The sequence below is a fragment of the Xanthomonas sp. NCPPB 901 genome, assembly GCF_056725085.1.
Window position 1 is genome coordinate 1,481,681 of sequence record NZ_CM161511.1, and the last position, 24,763, is coordinate 1,506,443.

The 24,763-nt window shown below is 71.4% G+C and carries 18 protein-coding genes; 5 read left to right on the plus strand and 13 right to left on the minus strand.

The window, feature by feature from the left end; translation table 11 throughout:
- The first annotated feature begins 623 nt into the window (after positions 1-623).
- Positions 624-899 carry a hypothetical protein gene (locus AC1PME_RS06085; RefSeq protein ID WP_254460759.1) on the plus strand — a complete coding sequence of 92 codons (276 nt, stop codon included), beginning with the start codon at positions 624-626 and terminating at the stop codon, positions 897-899.
- A 167-nt stretch (positions 900-1,066) separates the two neighbouring features.
- Here AC1PME_RS06085 and AC1PME_RS06090 read toward each other — a convergent pair whose 3' ends face one another.
- A complete protein-coding gene (locus AC1PME_RS06090; RefSeq protein WP_481097614.1) occupies positions 1,067-1,684 on the minus strand; it encodes a LysE/ArgO family amino acid transporter in 618 nt (205 codons plus the stop codon).
- A gap of 105 nt (positions 1,685-1,789) precedes the next feature.
- On the opposite strand from AC1PME_RS06090, the gene AC1PME_RS06095 reads away from it, so the two are divergent.
- Positions 1,790-2,698 (plus strand): LysR family transcriptional regulator ArgP, encoded by a 909-nt coding sequence (locus AC1PME_RS06095; protein ID WP_254460761.1) that lies wholly within the window; start codon positions 1,790-1,792, stop codon positions 2,696-2,698.
- Positions 2,699-2,948: 250 nt separating this feature from the next.
- Here the strand turns inward: AC1PME_RS06095 and AC1PME_RS06100 are convergent, their stop codons facing one another.
- From AC1PME_RS06100 to AC1PME_RS06115, 4 genes are all read right to left on the minus strand, one after another.
- On the minus strand, positions 2,949-3,575 hold the full coding sequence (locus AC1PME_RS06100) for a TetR/AcrR family transcriptional regulator (RefSeq protein WP_254460762.1): 627 nt from the start codon (positions 3,573-3,575) through the stop codon (positions 2,949-2,951).
- Between the two features lie 420 nt (positions 3,576-3,995).
- Entirely contained in the window at positions 3,996-4,490 is a 495-nt protein-coding gene (locus AC1PME_RS06105) for a hypothetical protein (protein WP_254460763.1), read from the minus strand.
- Between the two features lie 149 nt (positions 4,491-4,639).
- Positions 4,640-6,448 (minus strand): DNA helicase RecQ, encoded by a 1,809-nt coding sequence (recQ, locus tag AC1PME_RS06110; RefSeq protein WP_254460764.1) that lies wholly within the window; start codon positions 6,446-6,448, stop codon positions 4,640-4,642.
- 226 nt (positions 6,449-6,674) lie between these two features.
- Positions 6,675-7,241 (minus strand): Dps family protein, encoded by a 567-nt coding sequence (locus AC1PME_RS06115; protein ID WP_307549244.1) that lies wholly within the window; start codon positions 7,239-7,241, stop codon positions 6,675-6,677.
- Positions 7,242-7,333: 92 nt separating this feature from the next.
- Here AC1PME_RS06115 and AC1PME_RS06120 point away from each other — a divergent pair, with 92 nt between their 5' ends.
- A complete protein-coding gene (locus AC1PME_RS06120; RefSeq protein ID WP_481097615.1) occupies positions 7,334-11,560 on the plus strand; it encodes a DUF3418 domain-containing protein in 4,227 nt (1,408 codons plus the stop codon).
- Between the two features lie 434 nt (positions 11,561-11,994).
- On the opposite strand, the gene AC1PME_RS06125 is transcribed toward AC1PME_RS06120, so the two are convergent.
- The 7 genes from AC1PME_RS06125 to pqqA form a co-directional block, all read right to left on the minus strand.
- Complete coding sequence (locus AC1PME_RS06125; protein WP_481097616.1) at positions 11,995-13,770, minus strand: chloride channel protein; 1,776 nt, start codon at positions 13,768-13,770, stop codon at positions 11,995-11,997.
- An 11-nt stretch (positions 13,771-13,781) separates the two neighbouring features.
- Positions 13,782-14,294, minus strand: a complete 513-nt coding sequence (locus AC1PME_RS06130) for a hypothetical protein (protein ID WP_481097617.1) — start codon at positions 14,292-14,294, stop codon at positions 13,782-13,784.
- A 97-nt stretch (positions 14,295-14,391) separates the two neighbouring features.
- Complete coding sequence (pqqE, locus tag AC1PME_RS06135; protein ID WP_481097618.1) at positions 14,392-15,513, minus strand: pyrroloquinoline quinone biosynthesis protein PqqE; 1,122 nt, start codon at positions 15,511-15,513, stop codon at positions 14,392-14,394.
- Entirely contained in the window at positions 15,510-15,788 is a 279-nt protein-coding gene (pqqD, locus tag AC1PME_RS06140; protein ID WP_254460770.1) for a pyrroloquinoline quinone biosynthesis peptide chaperone PqqD, read from the minus strand. The genes pqqE and pqqD overlap by 4 nt, the downstream gene beginning before the upstream one ends.
- Positions 15,785-16,531 carry a pyrroloquinoline-quinone synthase PqqC gene (gene pqqC, locus AC1PME_RS06145; RefSeq protein WP_254460771.1) on the minus strand — a complete coding sequence of 249 codons (747 nt, stop codon included), beginning with the start codon at positions 16,529-16,531 and terminating at the stop codon, positions 15,785-15,787. The genes pqqD and pqqC overlap by 4 nt, the downstream gene beginning before the upstream one ends.
- Before the next feature lie 34 nt (positions 16,532-16,565).
- On the minus strand, positions 16,566-17,465 hold the full coding sequence (pqqB, locus tag AC1PME_RS06150; protein WP_481097619.1) for a pyrroloquinoline quinone biosynthesis protein PqqB: 900 nt from the start codon (positions 17,463-17,465) through the stop codon (positions 16,566-16,568).
- Positions 17,466-17,715: 250 nt separating this feature from the next.
- The gene (gene pqqA, locus AC1PME_RS06155) at positions 17,716-17,796 is read right to left on the minus strand and encodes a pyrroloquinoline quinone precursor peptide PqqA (protein WP_010344287.1); all 81 of its coding nucleotides are present in this window, start codon (positions 17,794-17,796) and stop codon (positions 17,716-17,718) included.
- Between the two features lie 266 nt (positions 17,797-18,062).
- Between pqqA and AC1PME_RS06160 the strand changes: the two genes are divergently transcribed.
- Positions 18,063-20,219: a RelA/SpoT family protein gene (locus tag AC1PME_RS06160; RefSeq protein ID WP_481097620.1), complete on the plus strand. Its 2,157-nt coding sequence runs from the start codon at positions 18,063-18,065 to the stop codon at positions 20,217-20,219.
- A gap of 118 nt (positions 20,220-20,337) precedes the next feature.
- Positions 20,338-21,861 (plus strand): hypothetical protein, encoded by a 1,524-nt coding sequence (locus tag AC1PME_RS06165; RefSeq protein WP_481097621.1) that lies wholly within the window; start codon positions 20,338-20,340, stop codon positions 21,859-21,861.
- Between the two features lie 777 nt (positions 21,862-22,638).
- Here the strand turns inward: AC1PME_RS06165 and AC1PME_RS06170 are convergent.
- On the minus strand, positions 22,639-24,735 hold the full coding sequence (locus tag AC1PME_RS06170) for a glycosyltransferase (RefSeq protein ID WP_481097622.1): 2,097 nt from the start codon (positions 24,733-24,735) through the stop codon (positions 22,639-22,641).
- Positions 24,736-24,763: the final 28 nt, after the last annotated feature.

A 24,763-nucleotide genomic window follows, 5' to 3' on the forward strand; every position in this document is an offset into this window, starting at 1 on the left:
GGAGCGGCTTCAGCCGCGACGGGGGCGTCCCGGTAGGTCCGTCGCGGCTGAAGCCGCTCCTACAGGGCAGGCTGCATCCGGCTTGAGTGTCGAAGAAGCAGGTTGTTCTAGGTGCCCAATAGACGCGCTGGTTCCACGGTCGGGGCGGTGGGTTCGTAGCATGGCGGCAGTGACTCGGTTTTGTGGCCGCCTGTGGCCTGGTCATTCGGATCCGTGGTGCTTCGCTACTTCAGGCCGTCCAGTGCAACGCGATCGCCCGCGGCGATCACGCCTTGCTTGATCGCGCGCGGGGTCAAGCGCTGCCGAGCGTTGTCGAACGCGCGCTTCGGGCGCATGGCGCCGCTTTTGTTCGCGACACGTGGGCGATGTGCTGGCCGCATCGGATCGCAAGGTAACTGCGTGCGGATGCACGTCGTCGTATCGGCCGCAGCGTCGGCTTGCAGACCGCGCAGCGGAGATTGCCGGCGCCGCGCGCATCGGTCCTGGGCCTGAACGCTTCGCTGAAGTTGTTATGATGGATGCTGTCTACAGGGGACTTTCTTGTGCGATCGAACGCTTTCATTCTCACCGCGGTCCTGGCGGTTCTTTCCGGGTCGGTACACGCTGCCCAGTCCGGCCACTACATGGTCGTGCGCAAGCAACTGACGATTGCGAGCCTGCCGGACGACGACATGCGCCCACAGATCGTCGGGACCGTTGTCGCCGTCAATGCCGAAGGCACGACCCTGAAAGGTGGCGCCCGCGTACCTGCCAAGGGTGCCAAGCCTGGTGAATTGGCGAGGTTCGCCTGCCGTTCGATCGAGATGGACAACAAGCCGCCAGTCTCGACCGACTGCGAGCTGATCAGCACCCAGGCACCCGACAAGCAGGCGCGCGACTACAGCAACTTCTGGGACTGACCCGGCGCCGCAGTGGCGCTACGGTCAGCATCTTCGGAACCCCGGCCACGCGCCGGGGTTTTGTTTTTCCTCTTTCGCTCAGCTGCGCAAGCGGAAGCCCGCGTCTGCGCCATCATGGGGAGTCGTGCGCTGCCGCGCCGCGTTGGCATCCACTGCACCCCGATCGCTCATCCCAGGGGCTTCAGGAGCAATGAGAGGCACAACCCCAGCATGAACAGCGCGACCGCCGCATCCAGCAGCCGCCACGCGGCGGGCTTGCGGAACACCGGCTGCAGCAGCCGGGCGCCGTAGCCCAGGCTGCAGAACCAGGTCGCGCTGGCCAGGCAGGCGCCGAGCGCGAACGCCCAGCGCAGTTGTCCCGGGTAGCGCGTGGAGAGGCTGCCCAGCAGCACCATGGTGTCCAGATACACGTGCGGATTGAGGAAGGTGAAGGCCAGGCAGGTCAGCAGGGCGCGCTGCCAGCGCTGCCGATCCTGGCCTTGCGCCAGCAGGCCGCCACTGCCGCGCCAGGCGCGCCGCGCCGCCAGCAGCGCATACGCGCCGAGGAAGGCCGCGCCGCCGAAGCGCAATCCCTGCAGCACGCCTGGCCAGGTATCCACCACGGCGCCGATGCCGGACACGCCGAGCACGATCAGCGCGACGTCGCTGGCGGCGCACACGGCCACGACCAGGCCGACATGCCGACGCTGCAGTCCCTGGCGCAGCACGAAGGCGTTCTGCGCGCCGATGGCGACGATCAGGCCGGCGCCGGCGACGAAGCTGGTCAACAATGCGTGCAGCCACATGCGCTAGGTCCTGGTGGGTGGGGCGAGCATGCTGCACGCGCCACCGCCATTAGCCAAACTCATTTTTCTGTAGGCTGTGAAGCATTCCTAATCTGCCTCGCCGTCATGGATCTGCTGCATCCCCAGCTGTCCGCCTTCGCCGCCGTCCTGGAAGAAGGCAGTTTCGAGGCCGCCGCACGCCGCCTGGCGCTGACTCCGTCGGCGGTGTCGCAGCGGATCAAGGCCCTGGAAGACCGGCTCGGCCAGGTGCTGATCGTGCGCCAGGCCCCATGCCGGCCGACCCCCGCGGGCGAGCGCCTGCTGCGCAGCGTGCGGCCGATGCAGGTGCTGGAGGCCGAGGCGGTGGCCGACCTGCTGCCCGCGCCCGCCAGCAGCGCAGCGGCGCGCAGCATCGCCATCGCGGTCAACGACGACTCGCTGCAGACTTGGTTCCTGGACGCGCTGGCGGTGCTGCACGACGCGCATGGCTATCTGTTCGACATCCAGGTGGACGACCAGGATCACACGCTGGAACTGCTGCGCAGCGGTGCGGTCCTCGGCGCCGTCACCTCCGTCGGCAAGGCGTTGCAGGGCTGCAATGTGCTGCCGCTGGGGGCGATGCGCTACCGCGCGATCGCCTCGCCGGCCTTTGTCGCCCGTTACTTCGCCCAGGGCCTGGATGCGGCGGCGCTGGCGCGCGCCCCGATGATCGTCTACAACCGCAAGGACGCGCTGCAGGCGCGCTTCGTGCGCCGCATCACCCGCTCGCGCCTGAGCCCGCCGATCCACTACCTGCCGACCTCCATCGGCTTCGTCGACGCAGCCGCGCGCGGCCTGGGTTGGTGCCTGGCGCCGGAGCAGATGCTGGGGGCTGCGCTGCGACAGCAGCAGATCGTGGTCGTCGACCCGCAGCGCTGGCTCGATGTGCCGCTGTACTGGCAGCACGTGGCGGTCCGCTCCAGGACGCTGCAGCAGATCGGTCAGGCACTGCGTACCGCAGCGGGGCGCATGCGCGCGCCAGCGGCGCCGGCCTGAGCGGGCGCTGACGATCGTCCACGCGGCCCTTTCTCGCGACAGCGACGAGGCCTCGACGTCGAGCGTTGCGCTGGCGCTGGACGTGGCTGTTGGTGGATGGCGCCGCAGCGATTGCATACCGTTGCGTACAGGCACGCAGTACTGCGACGGCGCCGAGCGCCGTTGCCGCGGGACGCATCAGGATCCCACTCAATGCGCCGGCGATGTGCGTGGACGATCCGCGGGCCGAAGGCGGCGGCGGACCACGGCGTCAGCTGCGCGCCGTGCTGAAGATCCCGGCCAGGCTTTCGCTCAGGATCAACTGCAGGTGCATGCGGTTGAGCTCCACGCCGGTGGTCATCATCATGTGCAGGCCGCCGCACATCGCCGCGACCGCGTAGACGCGGGCCTGGAACTCCGCCTCGCTGCCGCTCCAGCCGTGGTCGCGCAGCATGCGCCGCAGCAGGTCGCCGAGGTTCTGCACCAGGGACACGTTGAGCCGGCGCGCGTACTGCGCCAGGTCGGGGTCGCGCGCGGCGGCCAGGTCCATTTCCAGGTCCAGGCGCCGCCGCCGCTGGTTGGCATCGGCCACCAGCCACTCTTCCAGCGCACCGGCGATGAACGCCGTGGCGTCCTGGTGCGGTGGCGGCTGCAGCAGCCACATCGTGCGGATGGCGCGCTCGTAGCCGCGTTCCATCAGTGCCTGGACCAGGCCGCGCTTGTCGTCGAACTGCCGGCGCACCGCGCTGCAGGGGACGTCGGCAATCCCGGCGATCAGTTCGAAGGTGGTGGCGCCGAGACCGTTCTCCGCGATGCAGCGCTCGGCCGCATCGAGGACATCGTCGTGCTGGCGCTGCTCGCGTTCGCGGGCGCTGTGCAGCCGGACTACGTTGGACATGGCGTGGGCTCGGGGGAAAGCGGTGCCACAGGAAGGGGGCGTCGGGGAGCGCCTCGCGGGGAGCGTGCTGCCAGGTCGCGCCGCCACAGGCGAATGTCCTGCTGCGCGATTGTAGTCGCGATATGGCGCGAGCGTCGCGCACGCGGCTGATGCGATCGCCACGACCGTGACGCCGGCAACGCTGCACGATGGGGCTGCGTCGCGTTTCGCTGCAGGCAGGACCGGGGGCGTGCGCCGCCGTGGTCTGACGGCGCCCAGTCAGGCGGGCGAAGGTGGACCTGGGGTGGCCGAAACGCAGGGGGGGGGAGCAGTCGCCGGATCGGCGGAAGGCGCGCAGACGCCGGCGGCGGAGCCGGGCGGTACGCGATTTCGATTGGCGCACCGCCTGCGTGGCGGTGCGTGGTCGGGCGTTCGCCGTGGTTACCAGCCGAACGGCGGCGGGCCGTAGGCGCCGGGGTAGTAGCCACGGCCGAACACCGGGCCGTCGCCGCGGCCGACACTGATGCTGATGCCCATCTGTCGGGGCTTGCCGTCGTCGGTGTAGGAGGTCTTGCACAGGTTCAGGTTGGCGGCCTGGTAGTTGCTGTTGCCGCCGTGCGAGGAGTAGCCGATGCCGGTGGCGACGCTGCCGTGCACGTCGCCATTGCAGCGCTCGGCCTGCGCCTGCAGCGCTTCGGCGCGCGCCTGCGCCGCCGCGGCCTTCTGGGCCGAGGCCGAGGTGCCGCTGGTGTCGCCGTAGTAGGCGCCCGGCGGATCGGCCTTGGTGCCGGGATCGGCATAGGTGATCGGCTGCTGCGGCACGCTCAGGTCGAGCTTGCGCTTGGCCGCCTCGCTGTCGCTGGTGGCGTCGGCGGTCTGGGCCAGGGCCGGGCCGGCAAGCAGGGCGCAGGCGAGGAGAAGGAGGCTGCGGTTCATCGGGCATCCGCCAGGAGAGAGGGGCCCGGCGGAGCCAGGTAGACGCTCTGCCGTGACGCTGACGCTATCAATACCACGTTGAACCCGGCCTGTCGGTGCCGCGGGCCTCGCCGCGGCGCGCGGGCGAGGCGGGCGCCGGTGCCCGCCACTCAGCCCTGCGCGTGCACGACCTCAAGCAATTGCTGGCCGTAGCGGGCCAGCTTGCTGCCGCCGATCCCGCCGACCCGCGCCAGTTCGTCCAGACTGGCCGGGCGCTGCTCGGCGATGTTGCGCAGGGTGCTGTCGTGGAAGATCACGAAGGCCGGCACGTTCTGCTCCTTGGCCAGGCCGGCGCGCAGGTCGCGCAGCGCGTTGAACAGGGGCAGGTCCTGGGCCTGTACCGGCACGCCGGTGCGCGGGCTGCCGCTGCGGTCGCCGCGCTCGCGGCCGCGGCTGGGCAGTTCGCGGCGCATCATGATCGTGCGTTCGCCCTTGAGCACCTGGCGGCTGGCGTCGGTGAGGCGCAGGCCGCCATAGGCGTCGCTGTCCACTTCCAGCAGGCCGGTGGCGACCAGTTGCCGGAACACGCCGCGCCACGCGCGCGCGTCCAGGTCCTTGCCGATGCCGTAGGTGCTGAGCTGGTCGTGACCGAACTGCTTGATCTTCTCGCCCTCGTTGCCGCGCAGGATGTCGATCAGGTGGCCGACGCCGAAGCGCTGGCCGCTGCGGTATACGCAGCTCAGCGCCTTCTGCACGGCCACCGTGGCGTCCCAGGCGGCGGCCGGCTGCAGGCAGTTGTCGCAGTTGCCGCAGGGCTGCGGGTAGGTCTCGCCGAAGCCGGCCAGCAGCACCTGGCGGCGGCATTGCATCGATTCGCAGTAGCCCAGCAGCTGGTCGAGCTTGCGCCGCTCCACGCGCTTGCGCTCCTCGCCGGCCTCGCCCTGCTCGATCATCTGCTTGAGCAGCACCACGTCGCCCAGGCCATAGCACAGCCAGGCCTCGGCGGCCTCGCCGTCGCGGCCGGCGCGGCCGGTCTCCTGGTAGTAGCCCTCCAGCGACTTGGGCAGGTCGGTGTGGGCGACGAAACGCACGTCGGGCTTGTCGATGCCCATGCCGAAGGCGATGGTGGCGCACATCACGATGCCGTCCTCGCGCAGGAAGCGGCGCTGGTTGTCGGCGCGCACCTCGGCCGGCAGGCCGGCGTGGTAGGGCAGGGCGTTCAATCCCTCGCGGGCCAGGAACTCGGCGGTCTCCTCGACCTTGCGCCGCGACATGCAGTAGACGATGCCGGCGCTGCCGCGGTGTGCGCGCAGGAAGTCCAGCAGCTGGCGCCGCGCATTGTCCTTCTGCACCACGGTGTAGCGGATATTGGGGCGGTCGAAGGAACTGACGAAATGGCGGGCCTGCGCCAGGTCCAGGCGCTCGGCGATCTCGCGCTGGGTCGGCGGATCGGCGGTGGCGGTGAGGGCGATGCGCGGGATCTGCGGCCAGCGCTCGTGCAGGACGGTGAGCTGCCGGTACTCGGGACGGAAGTCGTGGCCCCACTGCGACACGCAGTGCGCCTCGTCGATCGCGAACAGGGCGATGCGGCTGCGCTCGATCAGGGACAGGAAGCGCGGGGTCAGCAGCCGTTCCGGGGCGACGTACAGCAGGTCGAGCTCGCCGGCCAGCAGGGCGCGTTCGACCCGCTGCGCGGTCTCGCCGTCCAGGGTGGAGTTCAGGTACTCGGCGCGCACGCCGAGCTGGCGCAGCGCCTCGACCTGGTCCTGCATCAGCGCGATCAGCGGCGAGATCACGATGCCGGTGCCGTCGCGCAGCAGCGAGGGAATCTGGTAACACAGCGACTTGCCGCCACCGGTGGGCATCAGCACCAGCGCGTCGTGACCGGCGGCGACGTGCTCGACGATGTCCTGTTGCAGGCCGCGGAACTGGTCGTAGCCGAAGACGCGGCTGAGCAAGGCGTGGGCGGGGGAAGACATGTGCGTAGGATACCGTGCCGCGCCGGCGCGGTTGCCTTCCGGAAGTCCGCAAACGCGTATCAGGCAAACGCGCGCCGGTCTGTAGGAGGCGGCTGTCCTGCGGTGGGGGCCGACATTAGAACTGCGTCGGGACGGAAGTCCCTCCCGCAGTGGTCCCAGCCAACGTATCGCTCCCGGCGACGGCGCGCGGCGCGCCCTGCCTGCGAAGCAGGCAGGGCGGCACCCCTTACTGCAGCAGCGAGCGCAGCATCCAGGCGTACTTCTCGTGGGTCTGCAGGCGCTGGGTCAGCAGGTCCACCGACGGGTCGTCGCCGGCGTCGTCGGCGGTCTTGAGTACCTTGCGCGCGGTGCGGCACACCGCTTCGTTGCCGACCACCAGCTGGCGCACCATCTCGCGCCAGTCGGCGCTGTCGCCGAGGCCTTCCTCTTCCGGGATCGAGGTCAGCGCGGCGTACTCCTTGTACGAGCCCGGGGCGTTGAAGCCCAGGGCGCGGATGCGCTCGGCGACGTCGTCCAGCGCCGCCCACTGCTCGGTGTACTGCGTCTCGAACATCAGGTGCAGCGAGTTGAACATCGACCCGGTCACGTTCCAGTGGAAGTTGTGGGTCTTCAGGTACAGGGTGAAGGCGTCGGCCATGAAGTGCGACAGGCCGTCGGCGATCTTCTTGCGATCGCCGCCGCCGATCCCGATATCGATGTTGGGCGCGGACGGCGCCAGCGCGGCCAGCGGCTGGCCGGCGACGGCCTTGCTGGCGGAGTTCTTGGTCTTGCCGGGGGTCTTGCTCTTGGCCATGGGAATTCCTCTTGGGGGTAACAGACAAGATGGCGTCACAATAGACAGACTAAAGCATGCGCTGTGATTCAACGTTCAATGGCACCTGATTGATGAATGCTATCGAGAAATCTTCCGTGCCGGCACGCCTGCGCGAACGCCGCGCCGCGATCGACGGCGCGCTGACCCGCGACCGCGGCCGCCTGCTGGGCCTATGGTCGCGCTGGCAGGGCGCACCGGGCAATGCCGCGCTGGAGACCGCGTTCGAGCAGGCGCTGCAGGCGTCGCAGGCGCGTTGCGCCGCGCGCGCGGCGCAGCAGCCGGCGATCACCCTGGACCCGCAGTTGCCGATCGCGCGCGAGGCCGAGCGCATCGTGGCGCTGATCCGCGACCACCAGGTGGTGGTGATCGCCGGCGAGACCGGCTCGGGCAAGACCACGCAGTTGCCGAAGCTGTGCTTGGCCGCCGGACGCGGCGCCGCCGGCATGATCGGCTGCACCCAGCCGCGGCGCATCGCCGCGCGCGCGGTGGCCAGCCGCGTGGCCGAGGAACTGCGCACGCCGGTGGGCGAGACGGTGGGCTTCCAGGTGCGCTTCAACGACCGGGTCGGCGAACAGACCCGGATCAAGTTCATGACCGACGGCATCCTGCTGGCCGAGATCGCCAGCGACCGCTGGCTGTCCAGCTACGACACGATCATCGTCGACGAGGCGCACGAGCGCAGCCTCAACATCGATTTCCTGCTCGGCTACCTCAAGCAACTGCTGCGCAAGCGCCCGGACCTGAAGGTCATCGTGACCTCGGCGACGATCGACACCGCGCGCTTCGCCGCGCATTTCGACGATGCGCCGGTGATCAGCGTGGAAGGCCGGACCTATCCGGTGGAGGTGCGCTATCGGCCGCTGGAAGAGCCGGGAGTGGAGAGTGGGGATGGCCAGCCTGCGGCTGTCGAGGAGCGCGCGGGATTGGCAGAAGCCCGTGACGCCGAACGCGCGCGGCCAACCGCCGTTTCGAATCCCGAATCCCGAATCCCCACTGCCGGCCTCTCGGTCAACGATGCGATCGTGGCGGCGGTGGACGAAATCACCCGGCTGGATCCGCGCGGCGACGTGCTGGTGTTCCTGCCCGGCGAGCGCGAGATCCGCGATGCGCACCATGCGCTGGAACGGCGCAAGTACCGCGAGACCGAGGTGCTGCCGCTGTACGCGCGGCTCTCCAACGCCGACCAGGACCGGGTGTTCAACCCCGGTCCGCGGCGGCGCCTGGTGCTGGCCACCAATGTCGCCGAAACCTCGCTGACGGTGCCGCGGATCCGCTACGTGGTCGATCCCGGCTACGCGCGGGTCAAGCGCTACAGCCCGCGGCAGAAGCTCGACCGCCTGCACATCGAGCCGATCTCGCAGGCCAGCGCCAACCAGCGCAAGGGCCGTTGCGGCCGCATCGCCGAAGGCATCTGCTACCGGCTGTACGCCGAGGCGGACTTCCAGGCACGGCCGCAGTTCACCGATCCGGAGATCCGCCGCTCCAGCCTGGCCGGGGTGATCCTGCGCATGCTGCAGCTGGGGCTGGGACGGATCGAGGATTTCCCGTTCCTGGAGCCGCCGGACGAGCGCGCGGTGGCCGATGGCTGGCAGCAGCTGGTGGAACTGGGCGCGGTCGGCGAGCCGGACCGCCATGGCGTGCGCAAGCTCACCGAGATCGGCCGCAAGATGGCGCGGCTGCCGGTGGACGTGAAGCTGGCGCGGATGCTGGTGGCGGCGCAGCAGCACGGCTGCCTGCGGCCGATGCTGGTGATCGCCGCGTTCCTGGGCATCCAGGACCCGCGCGAGCGTCCGCCGGAGGCGCGCGAGGCCGCCGACAACGCGCATGCCAAGTTTGCCGATGCGCGCTCGGAGTTCGTCGGCATCCTGCGCCTGTGGGACGGCTACCGGCAGGCGCACGAGGACCTGACCCAGTCCAAGCTGCGTGACTGGTGCGGACGGCATTTCCTCGGCTTCCTGCGCATGCGCGAGTGGCGCGAACTGCACCGCCAGCTGCATCTGCTGTGCGCGGAGCTGGGCTGGACCGAGGAGCCGGCGGAGGCCTCCATGCGGCCGTTGCTGGCCGGCGCCGCGGCGCCCGCACCGGCACGCGATGCCGAGACTGCGGCGCGCGCGACCCGCGGGCAAATGCACCGTGCCGCGCGCCTGGCCCGCGAAGGGCGCGCCGCCGGCGCGCCGCCGGCCACGCCGGTGCCGGCGGCGCAGACGCCGCCACCACCGGCACCCGCCGAGGCCGCCGAGGCGCCGCGCGCCAGCGAACGCGAGCGTGCCGCCGCCTACCAGGCGCTGCACCGCGCGCTGCTGGCGGGCCTGCCGACCCAGGTCGGCCACCGCACCGAGAAGGGCGATTTCCTGGCGCCGCGGCAGCGCCGTTTCCTGCTGTTCCCCGGCTCGGCGCTGGCGCGCAAGCCGCCGCCGTGGGTGCTGCCGGCGACGCTGCTGGACACGCAGAAGGTGTGGGGCCTGACCAATGCGGCGATCGAGCCGGACTGGGTGATCGCCGAGTTGCCGCACCTGCTGGCGCGCAAGCATTTCGATCCGCACTGGTCGCGCGCGCAGGGGCAGGTGCTGGCCTCCGAGCAGATCAGCCTGTTCGGGCTGGTGCTGGCGCCGAAGAAGCCGGTGCACTACGGCCGCATCGATCCCCCCGGCGCGCACGAGCTGTTCGTGCGCCAGGGCTTGGTGCCGGGCGAGATCAACACCCGTGCCAGCTTCGTCGCCGACAACCAGAAGGTGCTGGCGCAGGCGCACGAGGAAGAGGCCAAGCTGCGCCGCGCCGGCATCGTCGCCGACGAGGACTGGCAGGCGCGCTGGTACCTGGACCGGATCCCCGGCGAGATCCACTCCGCCGCCGGCCTGGACGCCTGGTGGAAGGCGCTGGCGCCGGAACAGCGGCGCGCGCTGCACTGGTCGCTGGCCGACCTGCTGCCGGGCGAGGGCAGCGCCGCCGAGCGCTACCCCACGTACTTCCCGCTGGGCGATGCGCGGTTGGCGCTGCACTACCGCTTCGAGCCGGGCGCGGCCGACGATGGCGTGACCCTGGAAGTGCCGGTGCACCTGCTCAACGCGCTGGACCCGGCGCGGCTGTCGTGGCTGGCGCCGGGCTTCGTCGCCGACAAGGCCGCGGCGCTGATCCGCAGCCTGCCCAAGGCGCTGCGCCGCAACTACGTGCCGGCGCCGGACTTCGCTCGCGCGTTCTACGAGGCGTTCCCGCAGCCCAGCGCCGACGACCTCCGCGGCGAACTGGCGCGCTTCCTGCAGCGCGCCACCGGTGCGCCCTTGAGCGCGCTGGAGTTCGACGAGAGCACGCTGGAGCCGCATCTGCGCATGAACCTGCGCCTGCGCGACGACGCCGGCAAGGTGCTGGCCGAATCGCGCGACCTGGACGCGCTGCGCGCGCGCTTCGGCGAGCGCGCCGGACAGGCCTTCGCCGCGCGCGCCGGCCGCGCCATGGCCGCCACCGGGCTGCGCGAGTTCCCGGCGACGCCGATTCCGCTGCAGGTGCCGGGCGAAGCCGGGGTGCCGGCGTATCCGGCGCTGGTGGACGAGGGCGACAGCGCCGCGCTGCGGATCTTCGCCGACCGTGCGCAGGCCGAGGCCGCGCATCCGCGTGGGGTGCGCCGGCTGCTGGAGATCGCCCTGGCCGACAAGGTCAAGCAGGCGCGCAAGCAGTTGCCGGTGTCGCCCAAGACCGGGCTGCTGTATGCGGCGATCGAGTCGCAGGAGCGCCTGCGCGGCGACCTGGTGGAGGCGGCGTTGAACGCGCTGCTGGAGCAGGGGCTGGAGGCGATCCGCGACGCGGACCGCTTCGCGCAGCGCCGCGATGCCGCCGCCAAGCAGTTGTTCGGCGAGGCGATGGAGCGGCTGAAGCTGGCCGAGGCGATCATGGGCGCGGCCGCGGAACTGAAGCCGCAGCTGGAGTCGCCGTTGATGGGCTGGGCCAGCGGCAATCTCGACGACCTGCGCGCGCAACTGGCGGCGCTGCTGCATCCGGGCTTCCTGCGCGAGACCCCGGCCACCGCGCTGGCGCAGTTCCCGCGCTACCTGCGGGCGATGCTGTTGCGTGCCGAGCGCGCCAAGCGCGATCCGGCCCGCGACCAGGCACGCATGCTGGAGCTGAAGCCGTTCGTCGATGCGCTGGCCGAGGCGGCCGCGGCCGGGCGCGGAGACACGCCGGAGTGGCAGGCGTTGCGCTGGGACCTGGAAGAGCTGCGGGTGTCGCTGTTCGCCCAGGAACTGGGTGCCCGCGCCGGCATCTCGGCCAAGAAGCTGGCGCAGCGGGTGGCTCAACTGCGGTGATTCGGGATTGGGGATTCGGGATTGGTGGTGGGATTCCCGCGCTGTTCCCGCACTATCCGCGTGGGCAGCATCCTTGTGGGAAAAGCTCCTGTCCCGAGGCTGTTCCCGCGCTATCCCAGTGGGCAGCATTCTTGTGGGAGGGACTTCAGTCCCGACGCCTTCAGCGGCAGGCGGCGGGGCTGAAGCCCCTCCCACAAAAGCGAGGCGCCGTGTGGACGGTCAAGCGATTTGCTCTGCAACGGCGCGTGGTGTTTGGTGCCAAGCACCGATGCTGTCGCGTCTTTCTGATGTCGTAGGAGCGGCTTCAGCCGCGACCGTCGTGGTGCCATGCGTCGCGGCTGGAGCCGCTCCTACGACATGCTGTCGCCACCCTCGACATTTCAGCCAGCGGCAATCCGCCGAATCCCCACTCCCCACTCTCCAATCCCCGCCCCTCAATCATCCACCCGCTCGCCCATCAGCTCGCGCTGGCGCTTGTCCAGTTCCTCGGCGTAGCGCTTGCGCACGAAGCTTTCGCTGAGTACGCCCAGCACCTTGCCCTGCTCGTCCACCACCGCCAGTTCGTCGCTCTGGGTCAGGTCGAATTGACGCATGGCGGTGACCACGTCGGTGTCGGCGGGCAGGGCCACGTCGCGGTTGCCGGCGTAGTCGACGATGGCCGCGTTGGCGTCGACGCCGTCGGCATAGGCGGCGGCCAGGGGGACCACGCCGGCGTAGTGGCCGCTCTCGTCCTCCAGCACCACGCGGGTGCCCGAGCCGAGCGGGAAGCGGCGGCGGAATTCGGCCACGCTGGTGGTGGCGGCCAGCGGATGCACGTCCTTGCGCATCATCTGCCCGGCGCTGAGATGCTTGACCCAGCCCACGTCGCGCGCGCTCTTGATGGTCTCGCCACGCAGGTGCAGGCGCCAGGTGGAGAAGGAGTAGCCGAAGATCTGGCGGACGATGGTGTTGGCCACCAGCACCGCCACCATCACCGCGCTGGCCAGCACGAAATCGTGGGTGCCTTCCAGGACCAGCATCGCCATCGTCATCGGCGCGCCGACCACCGCCGCGGCCATCGCCGCCATGCCGGCCAGCGACGCGGCGGTGCCGTCGACCAGGGCCATGCCGCTGCCGAGATTCAGCACGCCGGCGAACAGCCCGCCGACCAGCGAGCCCATGAACAGCGAGGCGAAGAACAGGCCGCCGCGGAAGCCGAAGCCCAGCGAGATGGCCGAGCCCAGGCACTTGAGCAGCAACAGGATGCCCAGCCAGCGCAGCGAGGTCGGGCTGGTCAGGTCCAGGTGCAGCGCGCCGTGTCCGGAGGACAGCACCTGCGGGGTGATCAGCGCCAGCGGGATCAGCAGCAGGCCGCCGGCCACCGGGCGCGCCCAGCGCGGCAACGGGCTGCGGTTGATGACCTGTTCGATCGCGCCGATCAGGCGCATCACCGCCACCGCCAGCAGGGCGCAGAGCACGCCCAGCAGCGCGTACAGCAGGTAGTCGCGCGCCTCCAGTGCCGAAGCCGCCGAGGCCGGCAGCAGGTACGGCTGCACCCCGGCCAGCTGCGACACGAACACCGCGCCCAGCGAGGCCACCGCCACCGGCGCCAGCGCCGACGGCGAATACGCGCCGATCACGATCTCGAACGCGTAGAACGCGCCGGCCAGCGGCGCGCCGAAGGCGGCGGCGATGGCCGCGCCGGCACCGGCGCCGACCAGGGTGCGGATGTCGGCGCGGCGCAGGCGCAGGATCCGGCCCAGGTGCGAGCCGCTGCCCGCGCCCATCTGCGTGTAGGCCGCCTCCAGGCCGACCGAGGCGCCGACGCCGTTGGACAGCAGGGTCTGCGCGGAGACGATCAGGTTGTCGCGCATCGACATGCGTCCGCCGTACAGCGCGTTGGCTTCGACGGCGTCGATCAGCTGGCGCTTGCGCGCGCGCGCGGCCATGCCCAGCAGGCCGACCAGCAGCCCGCCCAGCGGCAGCACCAGCAACTGCCGCACGCTCAGCTCCGACATCGCACTGAGCCGTTCGTCGGCCTCCAGGCCGTACAGCCAGGCCTGCGCGCCATGCGCCAGGCTGCCCTGCAGCAGGGTCAGCAGGCCGGCGATCACGCCGACCAGCAGGGCCAGGGCGATGAACCACACATCGCTGGCGCGCAGGCGCCGGCGCAGCGCATCGGCGAGGCTGTGCGAGGCATCGGCCAGGCCCGGCCGCGGACGCAGGTTCACGGCATTCGATCCTATTTGACGCGGCGGACCTTGACGCGGGTGTTGTAGTTGCCGACCTGCATGTACCAGACGCCGACGATGCCGGGGGTGATCTTCACCTTGGGCGCAGTCAGGCGCACGCTGGACAGGCTCGCCGCCTCGGTCTGTTCCCACTCCTGTCCGTTGGCCAGCACGTAGTGGCGGCCCTTGCCGAACCCGGTGAACTCGCCGACCAGGGTGCTCTCGATCGGCTCGGCGCTGCCGAAGTCGAAGAAGCCGCGGTTCTTGGTGATCACTTCGCGGCGGCCTTCCTCCTTGGCCTTTTCCAGCGCCACCGCGGTCTCCTTGGCGACCTTGCCCTGCAGCCAGTCGTTCAGTGCGGCCAACTCCTGCGGCGACAGCTTGTCCAGCCCGGCGGCCTTGAATTCCTGCGGCGACATCTGCGTCTGCAGGTCGCCGGAGACGGTGCGCTGGGCGAGCGCCGGGGCGGCGGACACGGCGAGCGCCGCACACAGAACCAGGGGAGCGAGACGCGCAAGGGACATGGCGGCAATCCGGGCAGTGGGATGCGCGGTAGTGTAGTCGCAAGCGGTGCGGGCGCACGGCCTGGCGGGCGTGCCGGGGGCCGCGTCGGCGTCTGTTTCAGTCCTCGGCGCAGGCGGGTGCGGCCGCCGCGCGCGGCGGCCGCCGGTACACGAAGGCCGGTGCCGGCGCGGCGGCTTCGCGTTGCGCCAGCGCCTGCAGCGCCGCGTGCGCCGGGGCGCGTTCGCAGACCGGGTCCAGGGTCGCGGCATCGCCGCTCAGCGCCAGCGCCTGGCAGCGGCAGCCGCCCCAGTCGATCTCGCGTTTCGGGCATTCCTGGCACACCTGCGGCATCCAGGCGCTGCCGCGGAAGCGCACGAACGCCTCGCCGTCTTCCCAGATCGCCGCCAGCGGCCGCGTGCGCAGGTTCTCGAAGCGCATGTCCGGCAGGGTCTCGGCGGCGTGGCAGGGCAGCACGTCGCCGCGCGGGGAGATATTGACGAAACGCTGGCCCCAGCCGCCCATGCAGGCCTTGGGCCGGTGCGCGTAATAGTCGGGGGTGACGAAATCGATCTGCAGGTGGTCCTGCAGCCGCAGGCGGGCGGCTTCCACCGCGGCGACGGTGGCGTCGATCTGCGCACGGCTGGGCATCAGCGCGGCGCGATTGCGCAGGCCCCAGCCGTAGTACTGGGTGTGCGCCACTTCCAGGCGCTCGGCGCCCAGGTCCAGCGCCAGTTCGATCATCGCCGGGACGCGTTCGGCATTGTGCCGATGGATCACCGCATTGATGGTCAGCGGCAGGTCGAGGGCGCGGACCGCCGCGGCGAACGCGCGCTTCTTCGCCAGGCTGTCGCGGTAGCCGGCGATGCGGTCGGCGCCGGCGGCGTCGGCATCCTGGATGCTCAGCTGGACGTGCTCCAGCCCGGCCGCGGCTAGGGCGGCCAGCATCGGCGCGCCGCCGGCCACGCCGGAGGTGATCAGGTTGCTGTACAGGCCCAGCGCGCGCGCATGCGCGACCAGCTCGGGCAGGTCCTTGCGCAGCATCGGTTCGCCGCCGGAGAAGTGCGCCTGCAGCACGCCCATCGCCGCGGCCTGGTCCAGCGCCGAGCGCCAGCCGGCGGTGTCCAGTTCCTCGCGCAGGCCGGCCAGGGCGATTGGGTTGGAGCAATACGGGCAGGCCAGCGGGCAGCGGTGGGTCAACTCCAGCAGGATCGACAGCGGCGGCGGCACCGGCATGTTCATGCGCGCAGCAGCCGCTTGGCGTGCAGTTGCTGCGCCAGCTCGCGCACGTCGCGTTCGACCTCGTCCGGGTCGGCCTCGAATTCGGCGGCCAGTTCCGCGGCGATCGCCCCCAGGCTGCGGGCGCCGTCGCAGCGCGAGACGATGGCGTGGGCGATGTCATCCAGTTCGATCACCCGCTCCGGCGCCAGCAGCACCCATTGCCCGCGGGCGCGGTCGTGCTGCAGGCGCACGCCGGCGGCGAGCCGTGGCTGGCTGCTGGCGTCCAGCGCGCTCATGCCGCGGCCTGCGCCGCGTCGGGAGCGAACGCGTCCGGCCAGGCCACGCCCGGCTGCACGTAGGCGAAGTGCAGCGCGTCCAGTTGCGACCACAGCACGCCGCACTTGAAACGCAGCGCGTCCTGCACCAGCCGCTGCTTCTCCACGGTGTCGGCGTGGCGCTTGACGTAGTCCAGGGCGAAGTCCGAATCGCGCGGGGCCTCGTGCAGGCGATGCTCGAAGTACGCCAGCGCCTCGCGCGAGACGAAGTCGTAGTGCTGCAGCATGCCGGCGACGCGGTGGCTGATGATGCCCGGCGCGAACAGCTCGGTCAGCGACGAGGCGATCGCCTCCAGCAGGCTCTTCTCGCGCACGAAGTGCAGGTAGGCCTGCACCGCGAAGCGGGTGCCGGGCAGCAGGCCGCGGCCGGACTGCACCAGGTCGCGGTCCAGCCCGAGCGCGTCGGTCAGGTGCAGCCAGCGGGCGATGCCGCCGTCGCCATCGGCATTGCCGTCGTGGTCGACGATGCGCTGGCGCCAGATCCGGCGCAGCGCCGGGTCGTCCATCCGCGCCAGGATCGCCGCGTCCTTGAGCGGGATGCAGCGCTGGTACTCGTAGCGGTTCAGCGCCCAGGCCTGGACCTGGCCGCGGTTCAGGCGCCCGCTGTGCAGCAGGGAATGGAACGGATGCTGGTCGTGGTACAACCGCGCGCCGATCGTGCGCAGCGCGGTTTCCAGTTGCTCGGGACTCAGCAAGGCGCTCACGGGTGCTGTCTCGGGGAGGGAACGAAGGGGCGGGTCACAGGGTGATCTCCATGCCGTCGTGGGCCACGTCCCAGCCATGCGCGGCGACCGTGGCGCGCTCGGCGGAGCCGGCGTCGAGGATCGGGTTGGTGGTGTTGATATGGATGAAGACCTTGCGCGCCACCTGCAGGTCGGCGAAGGCGCGCAGGGTGCCGGCCTCGCCGTCGATGCTCATGTGGCCCATGCGCTGGCCGGTCTTGGCGCTGACGCCGAGCTGCACCAGTTCGTCGTCGCGCCACAGGGTGCCGTCGAAGAAGACCAGTTCGGCACCGCGCAGCCGCGCGCGCAGCGCATCGGTCAGCGCCGCGCAGCCCGGGATGTAGTGCAGGCGGTGTTGGCCGTCGTCGATGGTCAGGCCCAGCGTCTCCTCGGCGGAGCCGGCCAGGTCGCCGCTGTGCCGGCATTCCATGAACAGCGGCACCTTGCCCGGCACCGCGAACGGCGTGACCTGCAGGCCGAGCAGCGACAGCGGCGTGTCCAGGGCGAACGGATGGCGATGCACGTAGGCCGGGTGCAGCGCGTCGAACACCGGGTTCTGCGCCAGCAACTCGAGCACGCGGCCGCTGGCGTACAGGTCGAAGCGCTGGCTCTCGCGCATCGACAGCAGCCCGGCGATGTGGTCGATCTCGCCGCTGGTGAGCAGCACCGCCTCGATCGGCGAATGACGCTGCTCGCGTTGTGGCCACAGCGCCGGGGTCGCCAGCACCTGCTGGCGAAAATCGGGCGAGGCGTTGATCAGCAGCCAGCGCTGGCGGTCGACGCTGACCGCGATGCTGGCCTGGGTACGGCGTTGGGCACCTGGATGTTGCCGCCACGCGCGTTGGCTCGCGGGCGTGTGGCAGTTCCACTGGGGGTGCCCTCCGCCTGCCGCCGATCCCAATACGATGAGGTGCATCCGGTCTCCGTCAGTCGCGCAAGGGTGTGCCCCCCATCCCCGAACACGCCGTGTCTAGCCTGTCAGGCTCAACCGGCAGGGCCGCGGTGGCGCGCGCCTGTGGCCGCGTCATCGCGCGGGCGTGGACCGACGTCCTCGTCCGCGCGCTTGCTTGCCACGCACACGCGCCACCATGGCGCGGCATGTTCGGGGATGGGAGACACATCCTGGCCGGTCGCGCTTCGGTCGCGGGAACGGGGGAGTGCGCGGCTCAGAGCTCGCCGGAGGCGTAGCAGTTGATTTCCGCGCCGACGCAGATCTCGCGGATCACAGGCTTGTTCCACTTCTTCATATGCGTTCCTCTTCGAGTCGGTCTAGGGGACGACGGCGACAGCGCATGCAGGGCATGCAGCGGGTCGCCGTCGCGGTCGAGGATAGGCGCGAGGGTGGGTGCGGTTGTGAAATTCCGGTAAACACGCCGCAAGTCGCAACCGGATCACAGTGAGCTGGCGGTGCGTGTCTGCGGGGCGCCACGCAGGCGCGACGCCGGCGCAATTGTGAGAACGCGCACAAGCGCGTTAGTGTAGGCGGCACCCGTTTCGTCGACCGCGTCCGTCCTTGAACCACACCGATCACTCCGGCCTGGAGGCGCTGCTGCAACGCCCGGCGGCCGCGACCCTGGCGCCCGCCCTGCGCGCGGCGCTGCTGCAGGCCTGGCAGGCGCAGGCCGCGCCGGCGCCGCGGCTGCCGTGGCCGGTGCTGGCCGACACCCTGGACGCGCTGGCGCTGCTGTCCGCCGACGAGGCCTCGCTGCTGGCCGCGCTGCTGTTCGACCTGCCGGAACTGCGCGCGGCGTTGCCGCAGTTGCCGGTGGCGCCGCCGGCGCGGGCGCAGGCGGTGGCCGGGCTGCTGGAGGCGCAGGATGCCGCCGACCCGGTGTGGGCGCTGCATGCCGGGCGCGAGGCCGGGCGCAACAGCGAGGGCCTGCGCCGGCTGCTGCTGTCGATCGTGCAGGACCTGCGGGTGGTGCCGATCCTGCTGGCGCGGCAACTGGCGCAGATGCGCGTGGCCGACAAGGCGCCGGAGGCGCAGCGCCGCGCGCTGGCGCAGCTGACCCGCGACATCCACGCGCCGCTGGCCAACCGCCTGGGCATCTGGCAATTGAAATGGGAGCTGGAGGACCTGGCGTTCCGGCACCTGGAGCCGGACACCTACCGGCGCATCGCCCGCGAGGTCGACGAGAGCCGGGTGGCGCGCGAGCGCTACATCGAGGCGGTCAAGAAGATCCTGTCCAAGGCGCTGGCCGAGCAGGGCCTGCACGCGGACATCAGCGGGCGGCCCAAGCACATCTACAGCATCTGGCGGAAGATGCAGAAGAAGCGCCTGGCCTTCGACCAGTTGTACGACCTGCGCGCGGTGCGGGTGATGGTCGACGACGTCGCCGCCTGCTATGCCGCGCTCGGCGTGGTGCACGCGCTGTGGGCGCCGGTGCCCAGCGAGTTCGACGACTACATCGCCCGGCCCAAGGCCAACGACTACCGCTCGCTGCACACCGCGGTGATCGGCCCGGAAGGGCGCACGATCGAGGTGCAGATCCGCACCCACGACATGCATGCGCAGGCCGAACTGGGCGTGGCCGCGCATTGGAAGTACAAGGAGGGCGGCAAGGGCGCGGAGAAGGCCTTCGACCGCAAGATCACCTGGATGCGGCAACTGCTGGAGCAGTCGCAGGACGGCGAGCAGGGCGGGCTGGCCGGGGCGCTGGACGCCGAGCTGGTCGAGGACCGGGTCTATGCGCTGACCCCGATGGGCGAGGTGATCGACCTGCCGCAGGGCGCCACGCCGCTGGATTTCGCCTACCACGTGCACACCATGGTCGGGCACCGCTGCCGCGGCGCCAAGGTCAACAACCGCATCGTGCCGCTGACCCACAAGCTGCGCAGCGGCGACCGCGTGGAAATCCTCACCGGCAAGGAGGCCGAGCCGCGCCGCGACTGGCTGCTGCCGGCCAACGGTTACCTGGCCAGCGGGCGCTCGCGCGACAAGGTGCGCGCCTGGTTCCACAAGCTGGACCGCGCGCGCAACGTGCAGGCCGGCAAGGAACTGCTGGAGCGCGAACTCAAGCGCCTGGGCCTGCAGCAGGCCGATCTGCTGCCGGCGGCGAAGAAGTTCCATGCCGACGGCATCGACGAGCTGTACATCCAGGTCGCGCTGGGCGACGTCGGCCCCAGCCAGGTCGGGCGCGCGCTGCACGAGGCCGAGCGCGCCGCGGCGCAGCCGGCGGCGCCGGCCATGCCGCGGCCGACTGCACGGCGCGATGGTTTGGGCAAGTCCAAGTTCACCGTGCAGGGCGTCGGCAATCTGCTGGTGCAATTGGCGCGCTGCTGCCAGCCGGTGGCCGGCGAGCCGATCGCCGGGTATCTCACCCGCACCCGCGGCGTCACCGTGCACCGCAGCGACTGCGCCGCGTTCGCGCGGCTGGCCGCCAGCCATCCGCAGCGGGTGCTGCCGGTGGAGTGGGGCCAGGCCGGCGGCGGCTACGAGGTCGACGTGCTGGTGCGCGCGGTGGACCGGCGCTGGTTGCTGAAGGACATCACCAACCTGATCGCGCAGGAGGAGGCGCACGTGCTGGAGATCAACAGCGACAACGTGCGCGACAGCGGCCTGGCGCAACTGCGGCTGCGCCTGAAGGTCGGCGACTACGGGCAGCTGTCCACGCTGCTCGGCAAGCTCGATGCGCTGCCCGGCGTGCACGAGGCGCGGCGGCTGGGCTGAGTTCCGCTTGCGTGCCGGGCCGAGGCCGGGTCCACCGCGGAACGGCCCGCCGCCGGCATGCCAGCTACCCGCGCACAGCTGTTCGTCATCGGGCCGGCGCTAAGCTGGCGCGGTGAGCATGCCGCCCGATCAGGTCAGGGACGAACCCCAGCGCAGGCAGCGGCCGGTGCCGCTGTGGCGGGATCGGCGTGTCTGGCGCTGGGCGCTGGCGGCGTTGCTGGTGCTGGCGCTGACCCTGGTGGTGTTCCGCCGTCCGTTGGCCGATCTGCTCTGGCCGGAGACGCGCATCCAGCAATTGCTCGATCAGGGCCATGCGGCGCTGCGTGCCGGCCGGCTCAGCGCCGCCGACGGCAGCGGCGCGCGCGAGCGCTTCGAGGCCGCGCTGGCGCTGGACGGCGACCGCATGCAGGCGCGTGTCGGGCTGGCCGCGACCGGGCGTGCGGCGCTGGGCCAGGCGCGCGCGGCATTGGCGGCCGGCCGCTACCCGCAGGCGCACGCGGCGCTGGCGCTGGCGCGCGCGCTGCAGGTGCCGCGCGCCGACGCCGATCGCATCGAGGCGGCCTTGCGCGCGCGGGAGGCCGCGCATGCCGGGATCGATCAGCTGTTGCAGCGGGCGGCGCAGGCGCGCCGCGACGGGCATCTGGACGATGGCCCGGACGCGGCCCTGCCGCTGTACCAGCGCGTCCTCGAGTTCGCACCGGAGCGCACCGCGGCGTTGGAGGGCCGCGAGGATGCGCTGTCGGAACTGCTGCAGCACGCGCGCGGCGCGTTGGCGCGCGGCGACCTGGCCGCGGCGGCGGCGCTGGTGCAGCGCGCGCGGGGCTACGACCCCGGCCACGTGGATCTGCCGGAGACCCAGGCCGAACTGAACCGGGCGCTGGAGCGCCTGCAGCGCGAGGCCGAGCAGGCCTTGCGCCGGCAGCGCCTGGACGCGGCGGCGCGCGCCTTCGCGCAATGGCGTGCGGCGGTGCCGGAGGCGGCCGGCGCCAGCGACGGGTTGGAGCGGGTGGCGGCGGCCTATGCCGTGCAGGCCAGCCGCGCCGCCGCCGATTTCCGTTTCGGCGAGGCCGAGCGCGCGCTGCGCAAGGGCCAGGCGCTGGCGCCCGACAGCCGCGCGCTGGCCGATGCGAAGCAGGCCTTGCAGCGCGCCCGGCAGAGCCAGGCGACGCCGCCGTCGCGGCTGTCGCCGGCCGAGCGCGAGCGCCGCCTGCAGCGTCTGCTGGCCGATCTGCAGGCCGCCGAGACACGCGGCGACTGGCTGACCCCGCCCGGCGCCAGCGCCTACGACACCTTGCTGGCGGCGCAGACCCTGGCGCCGCGCGATGCGCGCGTGCGTGCGGCCGAGCAGCGTGTGCTGGCGGCGCTGCGACGCTGCTTCGACGATGCTCTGCGCGGCAACCGGGTGCTGGCGGCGAGCACCTGCTACGACGCCTGGCGCGCCTTGGCGCCGGGCGGCAACGGCCTGGCCACCGCCCGCCGCCGCCTGGCGCAGCGCTGGCTGGCGGTCGGCGACGAGCGCCTGAGCGGCGGCGATGCCGCGTTCGCGCAGCAGGCGCTGCAGCGCGCCCGCGCGATCGATCCGGCCACTCCGGAACTGGCCGCTTTCGAGCGCCGTCTGCGCAGCCTCAGTCCGGGGCGCTAGCGGGAGCGGGACGTTTGGGGGCTTTCCCTCGGCTGGTGGTGCGGCGCGTCGGGACTGAAGTCCCTCCCACAGGGGGCGCTGCGGGGTTCCGGCGATCGCTGTGTGCCGTGGTTGCGTGCGTCCTGGTTTGCATCGCCTTGGCAGCATCGGTGCGCGACAGCGCCTGCCGCAATGCCATGCGAGGCCTGTGGGGGCGCCTGCGAATCGTGATGGCAGGTGCGCACGCAGGAGCGGCTTCAGCCGCGACAGGCGTCGCCGGTGAAGCCTATCGCGGCTGAAGCCGCTCCTACGCGGCGACGGTGCGTTCGCCAAGATGCGGCGAGAGAGAACGGCTCCATTGCCGAGGTGGCTGGAAGATGCGTCGAGGCCGAAGCCTCTCCGGCATGTGCAGATCAGACCGTGCTTACGTCGTGTACGACGCGCGCTTGCCTCTGCGCAGGACGGCCCGCGTCAGCGGCGATGCCCGCAGCACGGGTGTGGGAGGGACTTCAGTCCCGACGCGATAGACAACAGCGCGCCATCGGTGAAACCGCTCCTACGCAGCGACGGTGCGTTCCGCCAGGACGCGGCGAGAGAGAAGGACTCCAGTCCCGAGGTGGCCGGAAGATACGTCGGAGCTGAAGCCTCTCCGGCATGTACAGATCAGACCGTGCTTACGTCGTGTACGACGCGCGTTTGCCTCTGCGCAGGACGGCCCGCGTCAGGGGCGATGCCCGCAGCACGGGTGTGGGAGGGACTTCAGTCCCGACGCGCTGGACATCGGCGCGCCACCGGCGCTCAATCCAGAAACGCCTCGCGCACCGTGGCGCGCGCGGCGTCCAGCGAGAAGTGGGTTTCGATGTTGCGCAGGCCGTTGTCGGCCAGCCGCTGCCATAGCGCCGGATCGGCGTACAGCTGCACGATGGCGTCGGCGAACGCCGCGGGGTCGTCGGCGATCAGCACGTCCTCGCCGTCGCGCAGGTGCATGCCTTCCACGGCGCACGCGGTGGCCACCACCGGCTGGCCATGGGCCATGCTCAGGTTGACCTTGCCCTTGACGCCCGCGCCGAATCGCAGCGGCGCCACGGCGATGCGCATGCCGTCCATGTAGGCCGCGATGTCGGGAACGTGGCCCAGGAGTTCGACGCCGGCCGTGGCCTCGCCGAGGCGGCGGATGTCCTCCGGCATGTCCGCACCGATGCAGTGGAAGCGCAGCTCCGGCAGGCGCGTGCGCACCGCCGGGAAGACCTCCTGCAGGAACCAGCGCACCGCGTCCACGTTGGGCGCATGGCGGAAGCCGCCGACGAACACCAGGTCGCGGCGCTGCGCCCACGGCAGGCCGGGCCCGGCGACCTCGTGCAGGTTCGAGATCAGCGCCGTGCGCACCTGCGGCGCCTCGCGCTGCAGTTGTTCGCGCTCGACCGCGCTGACCAGCACGGTCACGTCCACCTGCGCCATCACCTCCAGTTCGCGCGCACGCGTGCGCTCGGCCTCGCGCAGCAGCCGCGCGTCGCCGGCGAGTTCGGCACCGCGGCGCTCGCGCAGGTAGTGCAGGTCCACGGTGTCGAACAGCCGCCGCGCCTGCGGCGCGAAGCGGCGCAGCAGCGGCAGGCAGGCGTGGGCGACGTGGTGGCGCACCAGCAGCACGCTGTGGAAACGCGCGCCGTGCTGCTGCAGGAACCAGGTGAGGTTCTTCAGGTACGGCGCGTGCCATACCTCCACGCCGAGCCGCTGCAGGGCCTCGCTGTGGCGGCTGGCGTAGCTGCGCTCGCTGGGCACGAACACCACGTGCGCGCCTTCCTCCAGCAGCAGGCGGATCAGGTTGAGCTGGCGCAGCGAGGCGGAGTCGCGGTCCGGCTGCGGCAGCGCCTCGTCCAGGATCAACACCTGGCGCTGCTGGCGGTGCAGCCGGGCCGGCGTCGGCACTGCGCCGGACGGCAGGTGCCGCGGCAACACCTCGGCCCACTTGGCGGCGAAGATCGCCCGGTTGCGCACCTGGTAGGCCTTGATCCCGCTGCCGGTGTCGGTGCCGTTGCTGGTGCCCTCGTCGTGCACCACGCGGCTGGCCGGCTGCACCAGCGTGCGCAAGCCCGCGGCGCGCACCGCGAAGGCCAGGTCGGTGTCCTCGTAGTACGCGGGCCTGTAGCGCGTATCGAAACCGCCCAGCGCCAGGAAGCGCGCGCGTTCGATCGCCAGCGCCGCGCCGCTGCCGTAGTCGACGTCGCGCAGGTAGGCGTAGCGCGGATCGTCGGGCGACTCGAAGCGGCCGTAGCTCCAGGCGCTGCCGTCGGCGAAGACCACGCCGCCGGCATCCTGCAGGCGGCCGTCGGGATACAGCAGTTGCGCGCTGACCAGGCCGGCCTGCGGCAGCTGCGCGAAGGTGTCCAGCAGCGCGTCCAGCCAGCCCGGTTGCGGCACCGTGTCGTTGTTGAGGAACACCAGGTAGCGGCCCTGCGCGCGCGCGGCGCCGTCGTTGCAGGTGGCGATGAAGCCGCCGTTGCGCTCACGCACGTGGTAATGCAGCCCCACCACCTGCGGCAGCCACTGCGCGGTGGCGTCGCTGCTGCTGTCGTCGATCACCAGGATCTCGCAGGGCGCGGCCGGCGGATGCGCGGCCAGCGCGCGCAGGCAGGCCAGGGTATGGGCGATGTGGTTGTAGACCGGGATCACGATGCTGACCAGCGGCGCGGGGCTGTTCGGCACCGCGAACGGCGCGAACGGCGCCGGCGCCACCAGGAACAGCGCACGCTGCGGCGGCGGCAGCGGTTGCGCATGCACGCGCAGGCGTTGCCAGGTGCTGCGCCAGCCGCGCGTGCGCAGGCTGGTCAGGCCGCGCCGGACCAGGCCGGCCAGGCGGTTCAGGACGTAGCGCGCATTCGCCCACGACATCGACATCCGGGACCACTCCAACTTAAACGAAGAG

Excerpts from the sequence above, each read along its gene's own strand:
- AC1PME_RS06085 (WP_254460759.1), top strand. The coding sequence starts at position 624 with ATGGTCGTGCGCAAGCAACTGACGATTGCGAGCCTGCCGGACGACGAC.
- AC1PME_RS06090 (WP_481097614.1), bottom strand. The coding sequence starts at position 1,684 with ATGTGGCTGCACGCATTGTTGACCAGCTTCGTCGCCGGCGCCGGCCTG.
- AC1PME_RS06095 (WP_254460761.1), top strand. The coding sequence starts at position 1,790 with ATGGATCTGCTGCATCCCCAGCTGTCCGCCTTCGCCGCCGTCCTGGAA.
- AC1PME_RS06100 (WP_254460762.1), bottom strand. The coding sequence starts at position 3,575 with ATGTCCAACGTAGTCCGGCTGCACAGCGCCCGCGAACGCGAGCAGCGC.
- AC1PME_RS06105 (WP_254460763.1), bottom strand. The coding sequence starts at position 4,490 with ATGAACCGCAGCCTCCTTCTCCTCGCCTGCGCCCTGCTTGCCGGCCCG.
- recQ (WP_254460764.1), bottom strand. The coding sequence starts at position 6,448 with ATGTCTTCCCCCGCCCACGCCTTGCTCAGCCGCGTCTTCGGCTACGAC.
- AC1PME_RS06115 (WP_307549244.1), bottom strand. The coding sequence starts at position 7,241 with ATGGCCAAGAGCAAGACCCCCGGCAAGACCAAGAACTCCGCCAGCAAG.
- AC1PME_RS06120 (WP_481097615.1), top strand. The coding sequence starts at position 7,334 with ATGAATGCTATCGAGAAATCTTCCGTGCCGGCACGCCTGCGCGAACGC.
- AC1PME_RS06130 (WP_481097617.1), bottom strand. The coding sequence starts at position 14,294 with ATGTCCCTTGCGCGTCTCGCTCCCCTGGTTCTGTGTGCGGCGCTCGCC.
- pqqE (WP_481097618.1), bottom strand. The coding sequence starts at position 15,513 with ATGAACATGCCGGTGCCGCCGCCGCTGTCGATCCTGCTGGAGTTGACC.
- pqqD (WP_254460770.1), bottom strand. The coding sequence starts at position 15,788 with ATGAGCGCGCTGGACGCCAGCAGCCAGCCACGGCTCGCCGCCGGCGTG.
- pqqB (WP_481097619.1), bottom strand. The coding sequence starts at position 17,465 with ATGCACCTCATCGTATTGGGATCGGCGGCAGGCGGAGGGCACCCCCAG.
- pqqA (WP_010344287.1), bottom strand. The coding sequence starts at position 17,796 with ATGAAGAAGTGGAACAAGCCTGTGATCCGCGAGATCTGCGTCGGCGCG.
- AC1PME_RS06165 (WP_481097621.1), top strand. The coding sequence starts at position 20,338 with ATGCCGCCCGATCAGGTCAGGGACGAACCCCAGCGCAGGCAGCGGCCG.
- AC1PME_RS06170 (WP_481097622.1), bottom strand. The coding sequence starts at position 24,735 with ATGTCGATGTCGTGGGCGAATGCGCGCTACGTCCTGAACCGCCTGGCC.